General features: G+C 73.9%; 11 protein-coding genes and 1 pseudogene. 4 read left to right on the top strand and 8 right to left on the bottom strand.

Annotated features, from left to right (window positions below; translation table 11 throughout):
* Positions 1-5: 5 nt before the first annotated feature.
* From AB0G20_RS36505 to AB0G20_RS36485, 5 genes are read right to left on the bottom strand one after another with little or no spacing between them, the layout of a single operon-like run.
* Positions 6-5,567 carry an SDR family NAD(P)-dependent oxidoreductase gene (locus tag AB0G20_RS36505; protein WP_361310366.1) on the bottom strand — a complete coding sequence of 1,854 codons (5,562 nt, stop codon included), beginning with the start codon at positions 5,565-5,567 and terminating at the stop codon, positions 6-8.
* Between the two features lie 40 nt (positions 5,568-5,607).
* Complete coding sequence (locus tag AB0G20_RS36500; protein ID WP_361310364.1) at positions 5,608-8,685, bottom strand: acyltransferase domain-containing protein; 3,078 nt, start codon at positions 8,683-8,685, stop codon at positions 5,608-5,610.
* Positions 8,686-8,740: 55 nt separating this feature from the next.
* The gene (locus AB0G20_RS36495; protein ID WP_361310360.1) at positions 8,741-9,478 is read right to left on the bottom strand and encodes a thioesterase domain-containing protein; all 738 of its coding nucleotides are present in this window, start codon (positions 9,476-9,478) and stop codon (positions 8,741-8,743) included.
* Positions 9,475-10,725, bottom strand: coding sequence for a cytochrome P450 (locus AB0G20_RS36490; RefSeq protein WP_361310357.1), 1,251 nt, complete (start codon positions 10,723-10,725; stop codon positions 9,475-9,477). The genes AB0G20_RS36495 and AB0G20_RS36490 overlap by 4 nt, the downstream gene beginning before the upstream one ends.
* Entirely contained in the window at positions 10,722-10,985 is a 264-nt protein-coding gene (locus tag AB0G20_RS36485; RefSeq protein WP_361310354.1) for a phosphopantetheine-binding protein, read from the bottom strand. Before AB0G20_RS36485 ends, AB0G20_RS36490 begins: the two co-directional genes overlap by 4 nt.
* A gap of 359 nt (positions 10,986-11,344) precedes the next feature.
* Here AB0G20_RS36485 and AB0G20_RS36480 point away from each other — a divergent pair, with 359 nt between their 5' ends.
* The 3 genes from AB0G20_RS36480 (at position 11,345) to AB0G20_RS36470 (ending at position 14,402) form a co-directional block, all read left to right on the top strand.
* The gene (locus AB0G20_RS36480) at positions 11,345-12,850 is read left to right on the top strand and encodes an FAD-dependent monooxygenase (RefSeq protein WP_361310352.1); all 1,506 of its coding nucleotides are present in this window, start codon (positions 11,345-11,347) and stop codon (positions 12,848-12,850) included.
* Between the two features lie 140 nt (positions 12,851-12,990).
* Positions 12,991-13,509 carry a hypothetical protein gene (locus AB0G20_RS36475; protein ID WP_361310350.1) on the top strand — a complete coding sequence of 173 codons (519 nt, stop codon included), beginning with the start codon at positions 12,991-12,993 and terminating at the stop codon, positions 13,507-13,509.
* Between the two features lie 50 nt (positions 13,510-13,559).
* Positions 13,560-14,402: a DUF4097 family beta strand repeat-containing protein gene (locus tag AB0G20_RS36470; protein WP_361310348.1), complete on the top strand. Its 843-nt coding sequence runs from the start codon at positions 13,560-13,562 to the stop codon at positions 14,400-14,402.
* Positions 14,403-14,420: 18 nt separating this feature from the next.
* Here AB0G20_RS36470 and AB0G20_RS36465 read toward each other — a convergent pair whose 3' ends face one another.
* Positions 14,421-15,647, bottom strand: coding sequence for a cytochrome P450 (locus AB0G20_RS36465; RefSeq protein WP_361310346.1), 1,227 nt, complete (start codon positions 15,645-15,647; stop codon positions 14,421-14,423).
* Positions 15,648-15,955: 308 nt separating this feature from the next.
* Between AB0G20_RS36465 and AB0G20_RS36460 the strand changes: the two are divergent.
* A pseudogene (locus tag AB0G20_RS36460) lies at positions 15,956-16,171 on the top strand (hypothetical protein); the annotation flags it as partial.
* Positions 16,172-16,258: 87 nt separating this feature from the next.
* Here AB0G20_RS36460 and AB0G20_RS36455 read toward each other — a convergent pair.
* Together AB0G20_RS36455 and AB0G20_RS36450 are read right to left on the bottom strand one after the other, a co-directional pair.
* Positions 16,259-17,020 carry an ABC transporter permease gene (locus AB0G20_RS36455; protein WP_361310344.1) on the bottom strand — a complete coding sequence of 254 codons (762 nt, stop codon included), beginning with the start codon at positions 17,018-17,020 and terminating at the stop codon, positions 16,259-16,261.
* The gene (locus AB0G20_RS36450) at positions 17,017-17,988 is read right to left on the bottom strand and encodes an ATP-binding cassette domain-containing protein (protein ID WP_361310342.1); all 972 of its coding nucleotides are present in this window, start codon (positions 17,986-17,988) and stop codon (positions 17,017-17,019) included. The genes AB0G20_RS36455 and AB0G20_RS36450 overlap by 4 nt, the downstream gene beginning before the upstream one ends.
* Positions 17,989-18,010 lie beyond the last annotated feature (22 nt).

Genomic DNA, 18,010 nt, shown 5'->3' with positions numbered 1-18,010 from the left:
TCTCCCTAGCCGAGTTCCTTGTCCAGCAGCGCGAGAAGCTCTCCCGCCGAGGCCGAACTGATCTGGTCGGCGATGCCGACCGGTGCTGCGGCGCCCGCCAGCGAGCGGACCCGGCCCTGCAGTTCGCCGAGGAGCGTGGAGATGGTGGTCTGCTCCTCCGCCGCGAGTTCGGCGAAGGCGTCCTGGAGCCGGGCGCCCAGGCCCTCGATCTCCTTGACCAGGTGGACGGCCGGGGACTGCGGTCCGGCCGCGGCCCCGGGCGCGATCCGCTCGGTCAGGAACCGGGCGAGGGCGCTGGGGTTGGGGTGGTCGAACACGAGCGTCGCGGGCAGTTTCAGGCCGGTCACCGCGGCCAGCTTGTTGCGCAGCTCCAGCGCCGTGAGCGAGTCGATGCCCAGTTCCTTGAAGGCCACCGAGGGGCCGATCCGCGCGGGGTCGGCGTGCCCGAGGACGGTCGCGGTCTGGGCGCGGACGGCGTCGAGCAGCGCCGCCTCGGCGTCGGCCGGCGGCAGCGACGCCAGCGTCTCGGCGAGCGGGCCGTCGGCGCTCTGACGGCCCTGCGGGGCGGCGGGCGTCCCGGTGAGGCCGCGCAGGAGCGGCGAGAGGAGGTGGCCGTCGCGCGCCGCGAGGTCCAGCCGCGCGGGCACCAGCACCGGCTCGCCGTCCACCGAGACCGCCGCGTCGAACAGCGCGAGGCCCTCCTGAGACGACATCGGCAGCACGCCCTGGCGTTGCAGGCGCACCAGGTCGGTGTCGTCGAGGTCGGCGCTCATCTCGCTGCGCTGCGCCCAGAAGCCCCAGCACAGGGCGGTGGCGGGCAGTCCGTCGGCCCGGCGGGCGTCCGCGAGGCCGTTGAGGAAGGCGTTGGCCGCCGCGTAGTTGGCCTGTCCGGCGGTGCCGAGGACGCTCGCGACCGAGGAGAACAGCACGAACGCGGACAGCTCCAGCGACCGGGTCAGCTCGTGCAGGTGCCAGGCGCCGCGCACCTTCGGCGCGAGAACGGCGTCCAGGCGTTCCTCGGTCAGCGCCTCGACGACCCCGTCGTCCAGCACACCGGCGCAGTGGACCACCGCCGTCAGCGGATGCCCGGCGGGTACGGCGGCCAGCAGCGCGGCGACGGAGTCCCGGCTGGTGACGTCGCAGGCCGCGATGTCGACGTGCGCGCCCGCTCCGGTCAGCTCGGCGGCCAGTGCGGCCGCCTCCGGTGCCGCCGGTCCCCGCCTGCTGGTCAGCAGCAGCCGGCGCACGCCGTGCCGGTCCACGAGGTGCCGGGCGAGGAGGGCGCCCAGACCGCTGGTGCCGCCCGTGATGAGCACCGTCCCGGAGCCGAGGGCGGGCAGGTCCCCGGCGCCGGAGCCGCCGTCGGCGCGGGCCAGCCGGGGGGCGGCCGGGGCGCCGGCGCGGATCCTGAGCTGGTCCTCCCCGGTCCCGGCCAGCGCCGCGAGGAGCGCCCACGAAGCGGGCTGGTCGTCGGTGTCCACGAGCGTGAACCGGCCCGGGTTCTCGGTCTGCGCGCTGCGCACGAAACCCCAGACGGCGGCCGCCGCCGGGTCGGGGCGGGTCACCTGCTCGTCGCGGAACGCGCCCCGGGTGACGACGACCAGCCGCGCCTCGGCGAAGCGGTCGTCGGACAGCCAGTCCCGGGTCCAGCGCAGCACCTGGTGGAGGACGCGCTCGACGGCGGCGGGGGTGTCCGCGCCGTCCGGCTCCGCGCGCTCCACGGTGGCGATCACGACCGGGGGCACGGGACCGGCGGCGGCGAGTGCGTCGAGGCCGGCGAAGACCGCCGCGTCCGGTACGGGGAACGCGGGCGTGCCCAGCACCGCGTACGCGCCCGCCGTCGCCCCGGCCGGGACGGACACCGGCTCGAAGTCCGGGCGGAACAGCGCGTCCTGGTGGTCGAAGCCCAGCGCGGTGAGCTGCTCGACGTCCGCGGGGCGCAGGGTCAGCGACGCGATGCCGCCGACAGGGGTGCCGCGGTCGTCGGCGAGGGTCAGGGACAGCGTGTTCTCGCCCGCCGGTGCGAGCCGGACGCGCAGCGCGGCCGGCCGGGCGGCGCCGAGCCGGATGCCGGTGGCGCGGTACGGCAGCCAGCCCTCGGGCCGGGAGGCGTCGACGATGTGGCCCAGGCCGGCCGGGAGCAGCGCGGCGTGCAGCAGCGCCGGGTGGATCCGGAACCGGTCCTGGCCGGTGCCGCCCGCGGCGGCGGGCAGTTCGACCTCGGCGAACAGCGTGTCGCCCTGGCGCCAGACCGCCTTCAGGCCCCGGAACAGCGGGCCGTGGCCGAAGCCGAGGGCGGTCAGCCGGGCGTACTCCTCCTCGAACGGCACCGGGGCCGCACCCGGCGGGGGCCAGGCGGTGAGGGAGTCCTGAGCGGGGGCCGAGACGCCGACGGTGCCGGCGGCGTTGCGGGTCCACTCGGTCTCGCCCTCGCCGCGTGAGTGCACGCTCACGGCGCCCGTGCCGTCGAGCACGACGCGGATCTCCCGCTCGCCCGTGCGGGACAGCACCAGCGGGGTCTCCAGGGTGAGTTCCTCGACGGTGTCGCACCCGGCCTTGTGCGCGGCCCACGCCGCCAGCTCCGCCGGGACGGTCGCCGGCACCAGGTGGGCGCCGTGGACGACGTGTTCGGCGAGCCAGGGGTGGCGCTCCAGCGACAGGCGTCCGCCGCCGACCACTCCCCCGCGCCCGCCGTCGGCGGGCAGGTCGACCACGGAGTCGAGCAGCGGGTGGTCCGAGGTGGCGGCGGTGGTGGTCTCCTGGGGGGTGGTCAGCCAGTAGCGCTGCCGCTGGAAGGCGTACGTGGGCAGCTCGGCCCACCGGCCGTCCCGGCCCGGGAAGGCCGCCTGCCAGGACACCTCGACGCCCGCCACGAAGGCCTCCGCCGCCGACTGGTACAGCCGGTCGAGGCCGCCTTCCTCGCGGCGCAGGGAACCCACCACGAAGCCGGTGGCGCCCGGGGTGGTGTCGAACATCTCCTGGATGTTCATCACGAGCAGGGGGTGCGGGCTGAGTTCGACGACCGCGCTGTCGGGCTCCTGCCCGACCAGGCGCCCCATGGCCGCCGCGAACTGCACCGGTTCGCGCAGGTTGCGGTACCAGTAGGCCGCGTCCAGCGTCGTCGGGTCGATCAGGCCGCCGGTGACCGTGGAGTAGATCTCGACCGGCGTGGGCGCCGCAGTGATGCGGCCCAGCTCCCGGGGGAGCTGCTCCGCGAAGCGGTCCATCAGCGGCGAGTGGCCGGGGACGCTGGACTTGATCAGCCGCGCGCGGGCGCCCTCGGCCCGGCAGGCCTCCACCAGTGCCTCGACGGCCGCGGTCTCGCCGGAGACCGTCGTGGAGCCGGGCCCGTTCACCGCGGCGATGCCGATCCGGGCCTCCTGGCCCGCCAGCAGTTCCCGCACGCGCTCCTCGGGCAGCAGGATCCCGGCCATGCTGCCCTGTCCGGCGACGGTGGCCAGCAGCCGGGAGCGCAGGGCCACGATCTTGGCCGCGTCCTGAAGGGTCAGGGCCCCGGCGATGTGGGCGGCGGCGATCTCGCCCTGGGAGTGGCCGATCACCACGTCCGGGGTGACGCCCAGCGACTGCCACACCCGGGCCAGCGACACCATCACGGCGAACAGCACCGGCTGGACGACGTCGATGTCCTCCAGGTCGGCCGAGCCGGGCCCACCGATCACGGTGTCGACCAGCGACCAGGACACCCACGGCCGAAGCGCCTCGGCGCAGGCGCGCAGCTGCTCGGCGAAGACCGGGGAGGTCTCCCACAGCTCCCGGCCCATCGCGACCCACTGCGCCCCCTGGCCGGGGAAGACGAACACCGTCTTGCCGACGGGCCGGGCGACGCCGGACACCGCGGCGGCGGAGCCGGGCTCCTCGCCCGCGGCCACGGCGGCCAGTGCGGCGAGCAGGGCGTCGCGGTCGGCGCCGACGACCACCTGGCGGTGCTCGAACAGCGAGCGCGTCGTCACCAGGGCGTGGCCCGCGTCGGCGAGCGGCAGGGCGGGGTCGGCGGCGACGTGGTCGCGCAGCCGCCGCGCCTGCTCGCGCAGCGCCTGCTCCGACCGCGCCGACAGCACCCACGGCACCACGCCGGGCTCACGCGCGGGGGCCCGGTCCTGCCCGGAGGTCTCGGGGGTCCCGACGGGCTCGGCGGGTTCGGCGGGTTCGGCGGGTTCGGGAGCCTGCTCCAGGACGAGGTGCGCGTTGGTGCCGCTGATGCCGAACGACGACACGCCCGCACGCCGGGGCCGGCCCTCCCGCGTGGTCCACTCCCGGGCCTCGGTGAGCAGCTCCACCGCCCCGGCCGACCAGTCCACGTGCGTCGAGGGGCGGTCCACGTGCAGCGTCCGGGGCATGACCCCGTGCCGCATCGCCATGATCATCTTGATCATGCCGCCGACGCCCGCCGCCGCCTGCGTGTGGCCGATGTTCGACTTCAGCGACCCCAGCCACAGCGGCCTGCCGGGCTCCCGTTCCTGCCCGTACGTGGCCAGCAGCGCCTCCGCCTCCAGCGGGTCGCCCAGCCGGGTGCCGGTCCCGTGCGCCTCGACCGCGTCCACGTCACGGGCCGTCAGGCCCGCGTCGGCCAGGGCCGCCCGGACCACGCGCTGCTGCGCCAGCCCGTTCGGCGCGGTCAGTCCGTTGGACGCGCCGTCCTGGTTGATCGCCGAACCCCGGATGACGGCCCAGACGCGCCGGCCGTTGCGCAGCGCGTCGGAGAGCCGCTCCAGGACCAGTACGCCCGCGCCCTCGGAGAAGCCGGTGCCGTCGGCCGCCTCCGCGAACGCCTTGCACCGCCCGTCCGCCGACACGCCCCGCTGCCGGGACAGTTCGACGAACATCCCCGGCGTCGGCAGCGTCGACACCCCGCCGGCCAGCGCCAGCGTGCACTCCCCGGAGCGCAGGGACCGCACGGCCTGGTGGACGGCGACGAGCGACGCCGAGCAGGCGGTGTCGGTCGACACCGCCGGGCCCTCGAGGCCCAGCACGTACGCCACCCGGCCCGAGGCCACGCTGAGGTAGGTCCCGGTGAGGGTGAAGCCCTCGACCTCGCCGGCCGCGCCGCCGCCCATCCGGGGGCCGTAGTCGACGCCGTAGATCCCGGTGAACACCCCGGTCGCCGAGCCCCGCAGCGCGGCCGGGTCGATGCCCGCCCGCTCCAGCGCCTCCCACGACGTTTCCAGCATCAGCCGCTGCTGCGGATCCATCGCCAGCGCCTCGCGCGGGCTGATCCCGAAGAAGTCCGCGTCGAACTCGGGCAGGTCGTACAGGAATCCGCCCGAGCGGGTGTACGTCTTCCCCTGCGCCTCCGGGTCCGGGTCGTACAGCGCCTCCACGTCCCAGCCACGGTCCGACGGGAAGTCGCCCACCGCGTCCACGCCGTCGGCCACCAGGCCCCACAGTCCTTCGGGGGACGTCACCCCACCCGGGAAGCGACACCCCACACCCACGACCGCGATGGGCTCGCGCGCGGACTCCTCCAGCTCGCGCACGCGCTCACGCAGGTGCTGCGCGTCGCCGACGGCGCGGCGCAGATAGGACCGGAGCTTGTCGACATCCTCCACCAGGGCCTCCCCCTAACGGTTGCTGAGACGAACGGTGTTGCTACACGTATCCGCGGTCGATCAATGCGTACAGATCGTCATCACTACGACTTTCCAGGCGCTCCTCGGGCGCGGGCGTTGCCTCCGCGGCCGTCTCGGCCGGGGCGGGCTCCTGCGGCGTCAGGAGGGAGAAGAGGTGCCGGGCGAGCTGCCGCGGCGTGGGGTGGGTGAACGCGACGGTGGCCGGGAGGCGTACGCCGGTCACCGCGGTGAGCCGGTTGCGGAGCGCCACGACCATCGAGGAGTCGAACCCCAGGGCCTTGAAGGTCTCGCCCGCCCTCGCCGCCGGGCCGGCGCCGGTGAGCCGCGCGTCGGCGTCCTTCGCGGTCAGCAGCGCGGCCGTCTCGGCGCACACCAGGGCGCGGACGGACGCCTCCGAGGCGAGGTCCGGCCCTTCGGGGGCCGCGTCCGGGGCGTCGGGGCCGTCCGGCGCGGTCAGCCAGTACCGCTGCCGCTGGAACGGGTAGGTGGGCAGGGCGACCCGGCGCGGCCGGGCCGCGGCGAACACCGTCTCCCAGCTCACCGGCACGCCGCGCACGTGCAGTTCGGCCGCCGACGTGAGGACCTTGCCGGCGCCGTCGTCGTGCTTGTTCAGGGTGTTCAGCACCGGGGGCGGGCTCGCCAGCGCGTCGGCGGTCTCCTCCATCGCCACCTGGAGCACCGGATGCGGGCTGACCTCGACGTACACGCCGCCGCGCTCGCGCATCAGGGCGGCGACGACCTCGCCGAACCGCACCGTCGAGCGCAGGTTGTCGTACCAGTACGCGCCGTCCAGGAGGCGGGTGTCGATCCGCCCGGCGGTGACCGTGGAGTGGAACTCCACCGGCGTCGGCCGCGGCGTGACGTGCCCGGTGGCGGCGAGCACCTCGTCGCGGATGCGTTCGACCTGGTGGGAGTGGGAGGCGTACTCGATCCGGACCCGCCGCACCCGCACCCCGTCGGCGGCGGCCTCGGCGGCGAACTCCTCCAGGGCCTGAAGGTCTCCGGAGATCACCACGGAGGCCGGCCCGTTGACGGCGGCGACGGACAGCCGCCCGGGCCACCGGGTCAGCCGCTTCTCCACCTCGGCGAGGGGGGCGGCGACCGCGTTCATCCCGCCGAGGCCCGCCAGTGCGGTCAGGGCCCGGCTGCGCAGGGCGACCACCCGGGCGGCGTCCTCCAGGGAGAGCGCGCCGGCCGCGCAGGCGGCGGCGATCTCGCCCTGCGAGTGCCCGACCACCGCGTCGGGGACCACGCCGAGCGACTGCCAGAGGCGGGCCAGGGAGACCATCATCGCGAACAGCGCCGGCTGTACCACGGCGTCCCCGCGCTCCAGCGAGGGCGCCGACTGCGCGCCGGTCACCAGGTCGAGCAGGGACCAGTCGGTCCATGGCTCCAGCGCCCGCGCGCAGTCGTCGATCGCGCGGGCGAAGACCTCCGACTCGGCGTACAGCCGTCGTCCCATGCCGAGCCACTGCGAGCCCTGGCCGGGGAAGACGAAGACGACCGGTCCGGCGGGACCGGCGGCCACGCCGCGCACGGCGCGTGCCCCGTCGCCGCCGTCCGCCAGCAGGCCCAGGCCGGCCAGCGCCTCCTCGCGGTCGGCGCCGAGCACCACCGCCCGGTGCGCGAACGCCGTCCGCGTGGCCACCAGCGAGTGCCCCACGTCGGCCGCCGTCAGCGACGGATCGGCCGTCACGCGGTCCCGCAGCCGGGCCGCCTGCTCCCGCAGGGCCGCCTCGGAGCGCGCCGACAGCACCCACGGCAGCACGCCGGGGACGCCGGGCGCCCGCTCCCCGGTCTCGGCCGGTGTTCCGGGGGCCTGTTCCAGGACGACGTGGGCGGTGGTGCCGCCCATGCCGACCGATGTGACGCCGGCGCGCCGGGGCCGGTCCGGTGTGCCCGGCCAGGGCCGCGCGGTGCGCAGGACCTCGAAGTCGTCGTGGAAGTCCGGGATCTCGGGGTTCGGGGTCTCGAAGCCGGGGTGCGGGACCAGGTGGGCGCGGTCCAGGCAGAGCACCGCCTTCACGAAGCCGACGATCCCGGCGGCGGGCTCCAGGTGCCCGACGTTCGCCTTCACCGAGCCGATCACCAGGGGGCGGCTGCGGCCGGTGTGCCGGAACACCTCGCGCAGACCGGTGAGTTCGGCCGGGTCGCCGCGCCGGGTGCCGGTGCCGTGCGCCTCGACGTACTCGACGCCGTCGAAGTCGACGTCCGCGGCCTTCAGGGCGGACAGCACGGCCGCCGCCTGCCCGGTGGGGCTGGGGTCCGGCATCCGGGAGGAGGCGCCGCCGCTGCCGACGCCCCAGCCGCGCACCACGGCGTAGACGTGGTCGCCGTCGGCGAGGGCCCGGTCGAGCCGCTTGAGCACGACGAACGCCCCGCCCTCGCCGCGCACGAAGCCGTTGGCCCGGGCGTCGAAGGGGTGGCAGCGGCCGTCGGGCGACAGGGCGCCGAGGTTGGCCAGGCCCAGTCCCGCCTCCGGGTCGGCGATCAGGTGCACGCCGCCGGCGAGCGCCGTGTCGACGGCGCCGCTGCGGATCCGTTCGCAGGTCAGCGCCAGGGACACCAGGGAGGAGGACTGGCCGGAGTCCGCGCACAGGCTCATGCCGCGGACGTCGAACAGGTGGGAGATGCGGTTGGCGATCAGCGCGCCGCCGGAGCCGAGGACGGCGTAGTGGTCGTCCTGGTCGCTGCCGGTCAGCTTGCGCAGCAGGTCGTACCCGGACGGGCCGGCGCCGACCACGACGTCGATGTCGCGGCCCGCGAGCGCACTCGCCGGGACGCGGGCGTCCTCGACGGCCTCCCAGGCCAGCTCCAGGCCCAGCCGTTGCACGGGGTCCATGGCGGCCGCCTCCGCCGCGGACGTGCCGAAGAACTCCGCGTCGAAGCCGTCGACGGCGTCGAGGAACGACCCGGAGTTCACGGTGGCCGCGTCCGGGTGGGGCGCGCGGTCCGGGACGACCGTCCGGTCCTCGGGGAAGGTCCCGATGGTCGACCCGCCGTCGAGCAGCAGGCGCCAGAAGTCGTCCACGTCGCGCACCCCGGGAAAGCGGCACGACATCCCGATGACGGCAATATCGGTGGCTGCGCCACTCATACGATTTCCTTCCGGTTCCCTCGGTGTACGGCTCTCGCGGGCGGCTGTGCCGCGCTCATCGCCAGCGGGTCAGCACGTGCCGCAGCTCGTCCGGCGCGTCCATGAAGTCGTAGTGGCCGCCGTCGACGGACACGAACTCGACGGAGTCCGCGTACCGGCGCCAGCCCTGGAGCCGGTCGAGGCCGACGTCGGGGTCGTCGCGCCAGTGCAGGACGACGACGGGGCAGGGCACCGGGGCCGGCTCGGTCCGCCGGTACGCGGCCGCGGCGGCGTGGTCGCGCAGCAGCACCATCAGGCCCAGGTCGACCATGTCCGGCCGCGGCTCGATGCCCCGGCCGCGCAGGAACGCCTCCACCTCGGCGCGCAGTTCGGCCTCGGTCATGGCGAGCATCCGGTCGCCCGCGGCGTCGTGCGGCGCGGGCTGGCCCGACACGAACAGGCACGCGGGCGTGGGCAGGCCGAGGCCGGCGAGCCGGAGGACGGTCTCGTAGGCGGGCAGCGCGCCCGCGCAGTGCCCGAAGAGCGCGTACGGCTCCTCCAGATGCGGGCGCAGCGCCTCGGCGAGGCCGGCGGCGAGGTTCTCGTAGGTGCCGTAGTGGGGGTGGGCCAGCCGGTTCTCGCGGCCGGGGAACTGCACCGGGCAGAACTCGGCGTCGCCGAGCGCGGCCGGCCAGGCGCTGAAGGCCGAGGCCCCGGACCCGGCGAAGGGGAGGCCGAAGATCCGGGCGGCGTGGCCGGCGGCCGGCGGCCGGACGAACCACGGCGACGCGACGGTGGTGGAGCCGGAGGTCATGGCGTCTGCCGTTTCTGGGCGGTGATGGGCAGGTGGGTCATCCCGGCGATGAAGTACGACCGCAGATGCTGCGGTTCGCCGGCGAGGTCGATCGAGCCGAACCGCTGGAGCAGTTCCTCGAAGAAGACGCGCAGGGTCAGCCGGGCGAGCGGTGCCCCGATGCAGAAGTGCGGCCCGAATCCGAACGCGACCTGGCGCTTGGCGTTGGCGCGCGTGATGTCGAAGGTGTGCGGGTCGGGGAACTGGGCGGCGTCCCGGTTGGCCGAGCCGATCCACGCGACGACCGCCCCGCGGGCCGGGATCGTGCCCCCGGCGATCTCGACGTCGTCCACCGCGTACCGCATGAAGTTGCACGCGGCCGAGGTCCAGCGCAGCCCCTCCTCGACCAGGTTCGGGATCAGCGTCGGGTCGGCCTGGGCCTTCTCGAACTGCTCGGGCCGCTCGATGAGCGCGTGCACCGTGCCCGAGACGGTGTGCGGGGTGGTGACGTTGGCGCCCAGCAGGATGCTGTAGCCGTCGAGGGCGATCTCCTCGTCGGACAGCGGCGCGCCGCCCGGGCGGACGTTCATGAGGTGGTGCAGGAGGCTGTCGTCCTCGAAGCCGGACGCCCGCCGCGAGCGGACCCACTCCCGGACGTAGGTGACCAGCTCGTGGTGGGCGATGGCCAGGGTGGCGGCCTCACTGCCCTCCAGGAAGTGCGGGTCCGAGGGGGCCGTCACCATCGCGGTGAGCTGGACGAGTTCGGCCCAGTCCTTCTCGGGGAGGCCCAGCAGCGGGCCGGTGACCATCGCCGGCAGGAGCAGGGCCCGCTCGGCCAGGTCGAAGGGTTCCCCGTCGAGCGCCGGCTCCAGGAAGCGGACGATCGTCCCCCGGATGGAGTCCTCCCAGGACTTCACCGCCCGCGCGGTGAGCTTGGAGCCGAGCGGGCGGCGGACCTCGGTGTGCCGCGGCGGGTCGGTGGAGGTCAGCAGCACGCCGGCCGCGACGTCGTCCGTCCCGAGATGGGTGGGGACCGTGCCGCGCTCGGAGGTGAACTCGCGGTGGTCGCCGAGGACGCGGCAGACGTCCTCGAAGCGGGTCACCGACCAGAACTCCCGCCCGTCGGGCAGGACCTGGTGGTGCAGGGGGGCCTTCTCCCGCATCACGTCCCAGACGGGGTGCGGGTCGCCCTCGGTGTACAGGTCCAGGTCGAACAGGTCGACGCTGCCGAGGTCGACGTCGCGCGCGGGACCCGGCGTCAGCCTCACGTCCCCGCCCTCCCCTGTTCGATCAGCTCGGCGATCCGGGTGGGGGTCCCCGCGAGGTAGAAGTCGCGCACGGAGAGCCGGACTCCGTAGTCCTGCGTCACCCGTTCGATGATCTTGATTCCGGCGAGTGAGTTCCCGCCCAGCGCGAAGAAGTCGTCCTCCGCCCCGACCTCACGGCCGTCCAGGCACTCTCCCCACAGCGCTGCTATTTCCTGCACCAGGGACACCGGCGCACTCGAAGGCGCGGCTTGCTGCTCCATTGCCATTTTCCTTCCTCCGCCGAGCTCTTTTCCGCTGTCCCGCCGGCGAGACAAAATCCGTATGGGGCCGAGTGAATGGCCGAATTGAGTGTCGCGTGAATGCGGGCCCGCTCCCACCCTGTCGGTGGCCTGCCGACTCGCGTCGGCCGGTGAGGTTGAGGATGGACCGGCGCGCTTGCATGCTGACACCCCCGGAACACCCGCCCCCTATGAAACCGTCCCGCCGGCGGGACAGGGCAAGGGGAAAGTGGTTCACGACGCTAGAGGCGCAGTGGAAAGGCACTCGAAAAGCACTGGAAAAGCACCGACTAAACCGTGAATCAGCAGTGACTCGGCAGAAATTCAGAGGGGGCAACGACGTGGAGAACACCGGCATGGACGCGGACGTGGTGATCGCGGGCGCCGGGCCGACCGGCCTGATGCTCGCTTGCGAGCTGCGCCTGGCGGGCGTCGACGTGGTGGTGGCCGAGCGCCTCGCCGAGCGGACGGGTGAGTCACGCGCCGGCGGCATCCACTCCCGCACCCTGGAGGTGCTGGACCAGCGCGGTGTCCTGGACCGCTTCCTGGCGGAGGGCGAACTGCAGCCGGTGGGCCACTTCTCCGGGCTCTACCTGGACTTCGACGAGTCCGAGTCCCGGCACCCGTATCCGCTGATGATCCTTCAGTCCGCCGTCGAGCGCCTGCTGGAGGAGTGGGCCACCGAGCTGGGTGTGCGGATGTGCTGGTCGTCCGAGGTGAGCGGCATCCACCAGGACGGGACCGGCGTGACGGTCGACCTGGGCGCGGCCGGGGCGCTGCGCGCCCGCTATCTCGTGGGCTGCGACGGCGGGCGCAGCTCGGTGCGCAAGCTGGCGGGCATCGACTTCCCCGGCACCGAGCCGACGATGACCGCGCTGATCGGTGACGTCGAACTGCCCGACCTGCCCGAGGACTACGTCTGGGTGCGGCGCCGCCCGGCCGGCGACTACTCGGCGATCGCCTTCGAGCCGGGCTGGTACCGGGTGATCACCTCGGAGTACGACCGCGTCCCGGACCGCGACGAGCCGGTGACGTTCGAGCAGTTGCGGGAGTCGCTGATCAGGGTCGCGGGCACCGACTTCGGCATGCGCGAACCCCGGTGGGTCTCCCGGTTCACCGACGCCGCCCGGCAGGCGGCCCGGTACCGGGCGGGCCGGGTGCTGCTCGCGGGCGACGCGGCGCACATCCACTTCCCGGCCGGCGGCCAGGGGCTGAACACGGGCGTGCAGGACGCGGTCAACCTGGGCTGGAAGCTGGCCGCGGTGGTGCGCGGCCAGGCGCCGGAGAGCCTGCTGGACAGCTACCACGCCGAGCGCCACCCGGTCGGGGAGCGCGTGCTGCACAACACCCGCGCCCAGTCGGCGCTGGTCCGCCCCGGCGCCCAGACGGACGCGCTGCGCGAGGTGTTCGGCTCGCTGATGGTGTTCGACGACGTCAACCGCCATCTGCGCCACATGCTCAACGCGCTGGACATCCGCTACCCGGTCGACGGCGACCACCCGCTGGAGGGCCGCCGGGTCCCCGACGCCGACCTCGACACGGGACAGGGCCCCACGTACCTCTACGAGTTGCTGCACCACGCCCGGCCCGTCCTGCTCGACCTGCGCGGCAGTGCCGAGGTGGCGGCGGCCGTCAAGGGCTGGGCCGACCGCGTGGACCTGGTGGAGGCGCGCAGCGAGGACGAGCACTGGGTCGTCCCGGGCATCGGCCCGATCCCCGCTCCCGCCGCGCTGCTGGTGCGCCCCGACGGCCATGTCGCGTGGGCCGCCGCCCCCGGCGAGACGCCCGACCTCTCGGCGCTCCGGACGGCCCTGACGACGTGGTTCGGCCCGGCCCTGCGGGGCTGATCCGGCGGCCCGCCGTCGCACCACGGCGGCACCACCCCACGCCACCCGGCGCCCCGCCGTCTCCCTCGGGGCGCCGGGGCCCGTCTTGCCGCAGTTCACCCGGCTTGCATATGGCGCCACAGTGATACCACCATGACGTCATGGACCTCACGCCGTACGTCGACGCCCTCCGCCGCGAGCTCGCGGTGGCCGCCGAGGCCGGCGGGGACGATGCCCGCGAGCTGGCCGACCGGCTCACCGCGCCGTTGGAGTCGGCGGCCCGGCTGACCATGCTCAGCGTGCTGTCCGCCGCGATGGACGAGATCACCCGTGAACTCGCCCCCGGCTCGGTCGACGTACGGCTGCGCGGGCTCGACCCCGACTTCGTGGTGACCCTGCCGCCCGCCGACGCCGACGCGCCCGCGGAGCCGGCGGCGCCCGCCGAACCGCTGCGGGCCGCCGTCCCGTCCGAGGGCGAGGAGGGCGGCACCGCCCGCGTCAACCTGCGCCTGCCCGCCCGCCTCAAGGCCCGCGCCGAGGAGGCCGCGTCCCGTGAGGGCCTGTCGGTCAACGCGTGGCTGGTGCGTGCCGTGTCGGCCGCGGTCGACGGCGGCACCCGCCCGCCTACGGCGGAGAAGCCCCGCACCGTCGGCCAGAGCTTCACCGGCTGGGTGCGCTGAGCGCGCCCGCACCCCGCGCCACGTCACCCACCTCACAGGACGGGACCGCCATGCCCACCTTCGACACCCCCGAGGCGATCTCGGTCACCGCGCGCGTGGAGGCCGGGTCCATCCAGTTCACCGCCGCCGACCGCCTCGACACCGTCGTCGAGGTCCGGCCCCGCGACCCGGAGAAGGACCCGGACGTGCGGGCCGCAGGCCAGACCGAAGTCGCCTGCGCGGGCGGCGTGCTGACCGTGCGCACCCCGAAGTCCGGCCTGTTCGGCCGCACCGGCACCGTGGACGTGACCGTCGAGCTGCCGGCGGGCTCGCACGTCGACGTGACCGGGGCCTGGACGCAGGTGTTCGGCGAGGGCCGGCTCGGCGAGGTCCGGGTGAAGACCTCCTCCGGCGACATCCGCCTTGACGTCACCGGCCCGCTGACCGTCACCGCCTCCCACGGCTCCGTCACCGTGGACCGCGTCGAGGGCGGCGCCGAGATCGCCACCAGCTCGGGCAGCGTGCGCGTCGGCCTGCTGGACGGTCCCGCCGTCCTGAAGAACTCCCACGGCACCACTACGGTCGGCGCGGCCATCGGCGAACTGCGGGTCAGCGGCGCCCACGGCGACATCGACATCGCGTGCGCCGAGGAGTCGGTCACCGCGACCACCGCGCACGGCACCGTGCGGCTGGGCGAGGTGGTCCGCGGCACCGTCCAGTTGGAGACCTCCTCCGGCACCATCGAGGTCGGCGTCCGCGAGGGCACCGCGGTCTGGCTCGACGCCCACTCGGGCTCCGGCCAGGTCCGCAACGGTCTCACCGCGTCCGGCGTCCCGGAGCAGAGCGAGGACATCGTCAAGATCCGCGCCCGCACCCGGCACGGCAACATCGACGTCCGCCGCGCCCGCCCCTGACCGCACCCGGCCGGCGGCTCAGGGGGCGGTTTCCGTCCAGGTGACCGGCAGTTCGTGAACGCCGTAGATGTTCATGTCGGTCCGCAGCCGCACCTCATCGGCGGGGACGGCGAGCCGCAGGGTCGGGAAGCGGCGCAGCAGTCCGCCGAAGCCGGCGCGCATCTCGATGCGGCCCAGCTGCTGGCCGAGGCACTGGTGGACGCCGTGGCCGAAGGCCAGGTGGCCGCGGGCCTTGCGGCGGACGTCCAGGGTGTCGGGGTTCTCGAAGCGCCGGGGGTCGCGGTTGGCCGCCAGCAGGGAGACGACGACGGTCGAGCCCTTGCCGATGGTCTCGCCGCCCAGCTCGATGTCCTCCGTGGCGTACCGGTAGAAGATGTCGGCGACGGACAGGTAGCGCATGAGTTCCTCGACTGCGTCGGGGATCAGCTCCGGGTCGGCGCGCAGGGCGACCATCTGCTCGGGGTGCTCCAGGAGCGCGAAGGTGCCGAGCGCGAGCTGGTTGACGGTGGTCTCGTGGCCGGCGAGCAGCAACAGGAAGGCGCAGCCGGTCAGTTCCTCGACGGTCAGGTCCTCCTGGCGGGCCAGGTCGGACAGGATGTCCTCGCCGGGTTCGGCGCGTTTGCGGGTGACCAGTTCGGCGAGGTACCCGGTCATGGCGCCGTACGCGGCCATCTTCTCGTCGAACGCCTGGTCCCGGACGAGGAACTTGGCGGTGTTGCTCTGGAAGGTCGCCCGGTCCTCGTAGGGGACGCCGAGCAGTTCGCAGATGACCAGCGAGGGCACCGGCAGCGCGAACTCCTCGACCAGGTCGACCGGCGGGGTCAGCCGCGCCAGGGCGTCGAGCTGCCGCTCGGCGATGTCGACGATGTGGTCCTCCAGCTCCTTCATGCGCTTGACAGTGAAGGCACCGGTGAGCCTGCGCCGCAGCCGGGTGTGGTCCGGCGGGTCCATGGCGATGAACACGCCCGGGATCTGCGGGGAGGGTTCGGTGGGGACGGGCATGCCGGGGACGTCGTAGGGCACGTGCATCACGCCCAGATCCTGGCGGGAGCTGAACCGGGTGTCGGCCAGCAGCCGACGGGCCTCCTCGTAGCCGGTGACCAGCCAACCCTCGTGCCCGTCGGGGAAGCGCAGAGGGCTGACCGGGCGGGCCGTGCGCAGCCGGGTGATCGCGCAGGGCGGGTCGAAGGGGCCCGCGTCCCGCTCCGTGGGCAGGCCGTTCGGGACGGGAACCGTCTCGCTCATCGGGTTTCCTTTCGCAGCACGGCTGGACACCGGCCAACGCCGGTGACTCCACCATGGCACACCCGTAGCGCCACACCGGGCCATTCTGGCCCCGCCCTGGACCGCGCTGGGGCCGTACAAACGGCCAGCTCCCTTGAACCAGCAGGCCAGAGGATCACCGAACCCGTCCGCCAACATGACCGGAATTCACCGCGCGCCCCCTGCGACGGCCACCGATGCCGCGGAACTCCTCGGCATGGCACCATCAATGTGCCACTATGACGCCACAAGGCGGCTGAGTCAGAAAGGGGGCCGGACCATGGAGACGGCACAGCGTCGGCTTCACCTTCGGCGCCGGCGGGCGCGCGACCCGGCGCCAGTCGGCCGGGTCGGCGACGGCCGCGTACGCGGTGACATGCGCGGCGATGGCCGTCCTGCACCTGCTGGTCGCGGCGCCCGGCGCGGTGCTGGAGCAGGCCGTCCACCTGTCCGCCTCGGCACTCGCCGGCGCGGGCCGGTTCCTGGTGCTGCGGCTCGTGGTCTTCCCATGGGGCGGACGGCACGGCGCCGCCCCGGCGGCAGGTGCCTCGCCGGGGCGGCGCTGACGGGGATGCCGGGCGAACCGGCCCGGGTCACGCTCGCTTCTTGAACGTGGAGACCGCCCACACGTACCCGAGGATCGCGAACCCGGCGCACCAGGCGAGGGCCGCGATCGCGTCGCCGCTCGACGGGGTGCCGGTCAGCAGCCCGCGCAGCGTCTCGATGATCGGCGTGAAGGGCTGGTACTCGGCGAACTGCCGTACGCCCGCCCCCATCGTGTCCGCGGGCACGAACGCGCTGCTGAGGAACGGCAGCATGATCAGCGGCACGGTGGCCATGCCCGCCGACTCCGCGGTCTTGGCGGCCAGCCCGACGGCGACGGTGAGCCAGCCCGCCGCGAAGCTGAGCAGCAGGATCAGACCGATCGCGCCGAGCCACTCCAGGCCGCTCGCGGCCGGGTCGAAGCCCATCGCGAAGGCCACGCCGATGATGGCCGCGCAGGCCACCACGCAGCGCACGGTGGTGACGACGACGTGTCCGGTCAGGACGGAACCGCGGGAGACGTCCATGACCTTGAAGCGGTTGATGACGCCCTTGGTCATGTCGTCGTTCACGGCCGTCGCGGTGGCCCCCAGCCCGTAGCTGATGGCCATCACGAGCAGGCCCGGGGTCGCGTAGTCGATGTAGTCGTCGCCGACGCTGAACGCGCCGCCGAACACCTTGACGAACATCAGCATGATCACGATCGGGAGCAGGACCGCGTTGAACACCGCGACCGGGTTGCGCATCGTGTGCTTCAGGTTGCGGCGCAGCATGATCGACGAATCGGTCAGCGCCGTGGAGACGGTGCTCATCCCGCGATCGCCTCCTTGCTCGTGTGCTCGTCGGCGGCCGCGGTGTCGGCGCCGGTGGTGTCGGTCAGGGCGAGGAAGACGTCGTCGAGGTCCGGCGTGTGCACGGAGAACTCCTGGGCGTTGAGCGTGTGTTCGTCGAGCCGGTCCAGCAGCGCCCGCAGCGACCTCGACTCGCCGTCGCTGGGCACCCGCAGGGTCAGCTCCTCGTCGTCGCGCGTGGCACCGGCGAACAGCAGCGCCGCCGTGTCGAGTTCGTAGGCGTCGGCGAACCGGAGCCGGACGTGGGTGCCGGGGATCTGGCGCTTGAGCTCCTCGGGGGTGCCCCGGGCGACCAGGTGGCCCTTGTTGAGCACGGCGATCTGGTCGGCGAGCTGGTCGGCCTCCTCCAGATACTGGGTGGTGAGGAAGATGGTGGTGCCGTCGGCCACCAGCTCGCGGACGATGCTCCACATGGTGCGCCGGCTGCGCGGGTCGAGACCCGTCGTCGGCTCGTCCAGGAAGATGATCTGCGGGTCGCCGACCAGCGTCATCGCCAGATCCAGCTTGCGGCGCATACCACCGGAGTAGGTCGCCGCCAGCTTGTCCGCCGACTCCACCAGGTCGAACCGCTCCAGCAGCCGCGAGACCACCTGGCCGCCGGAGCGCACGCGCTTCAGGTCCACCATCAGCTGGAGGTTCTCCCGGCCCGACAGCAGCTCGTCGACCGCGGCGAACTGGCCGGTCACGCCGATGGCCGCGCGCACCTGCCGGGTCTCGGTCACCACGTCGTGCCCGGCGATGCGCACCGTGCCCGCATCGGCCTTCATCAACGTCGTCAGGACGTTGACCGTCGTCGTCTTGCCCGCCCCGTTAGGACCGAGCAGGGAGAAGATCGACCCCTCGGCGACATGGAAGTCGATGCCGTCGAGCACGACCTTGTCGCCATGTGCCTTGCGCAGCCCAGAAACTGCGATCGCTGAACTCCTCATGGTTCCACTTTCCTCTCGGGGC

The sequence above is a fragment of the Streptomyces sp. NPDC024017 genome (assembly GCF_040638895.1).
Classification (GTDB): domain Bacteria; phylum Actinomycetota; class Actinomycetes; order Streptomycetales; family Streptomycetaceae; genus Streptomyces.
The sequence above is the reverse complement of the archived record's forward strand: the minus strand, read 5'-3'. Positions and strand labels throughout refer to the sequence as shown.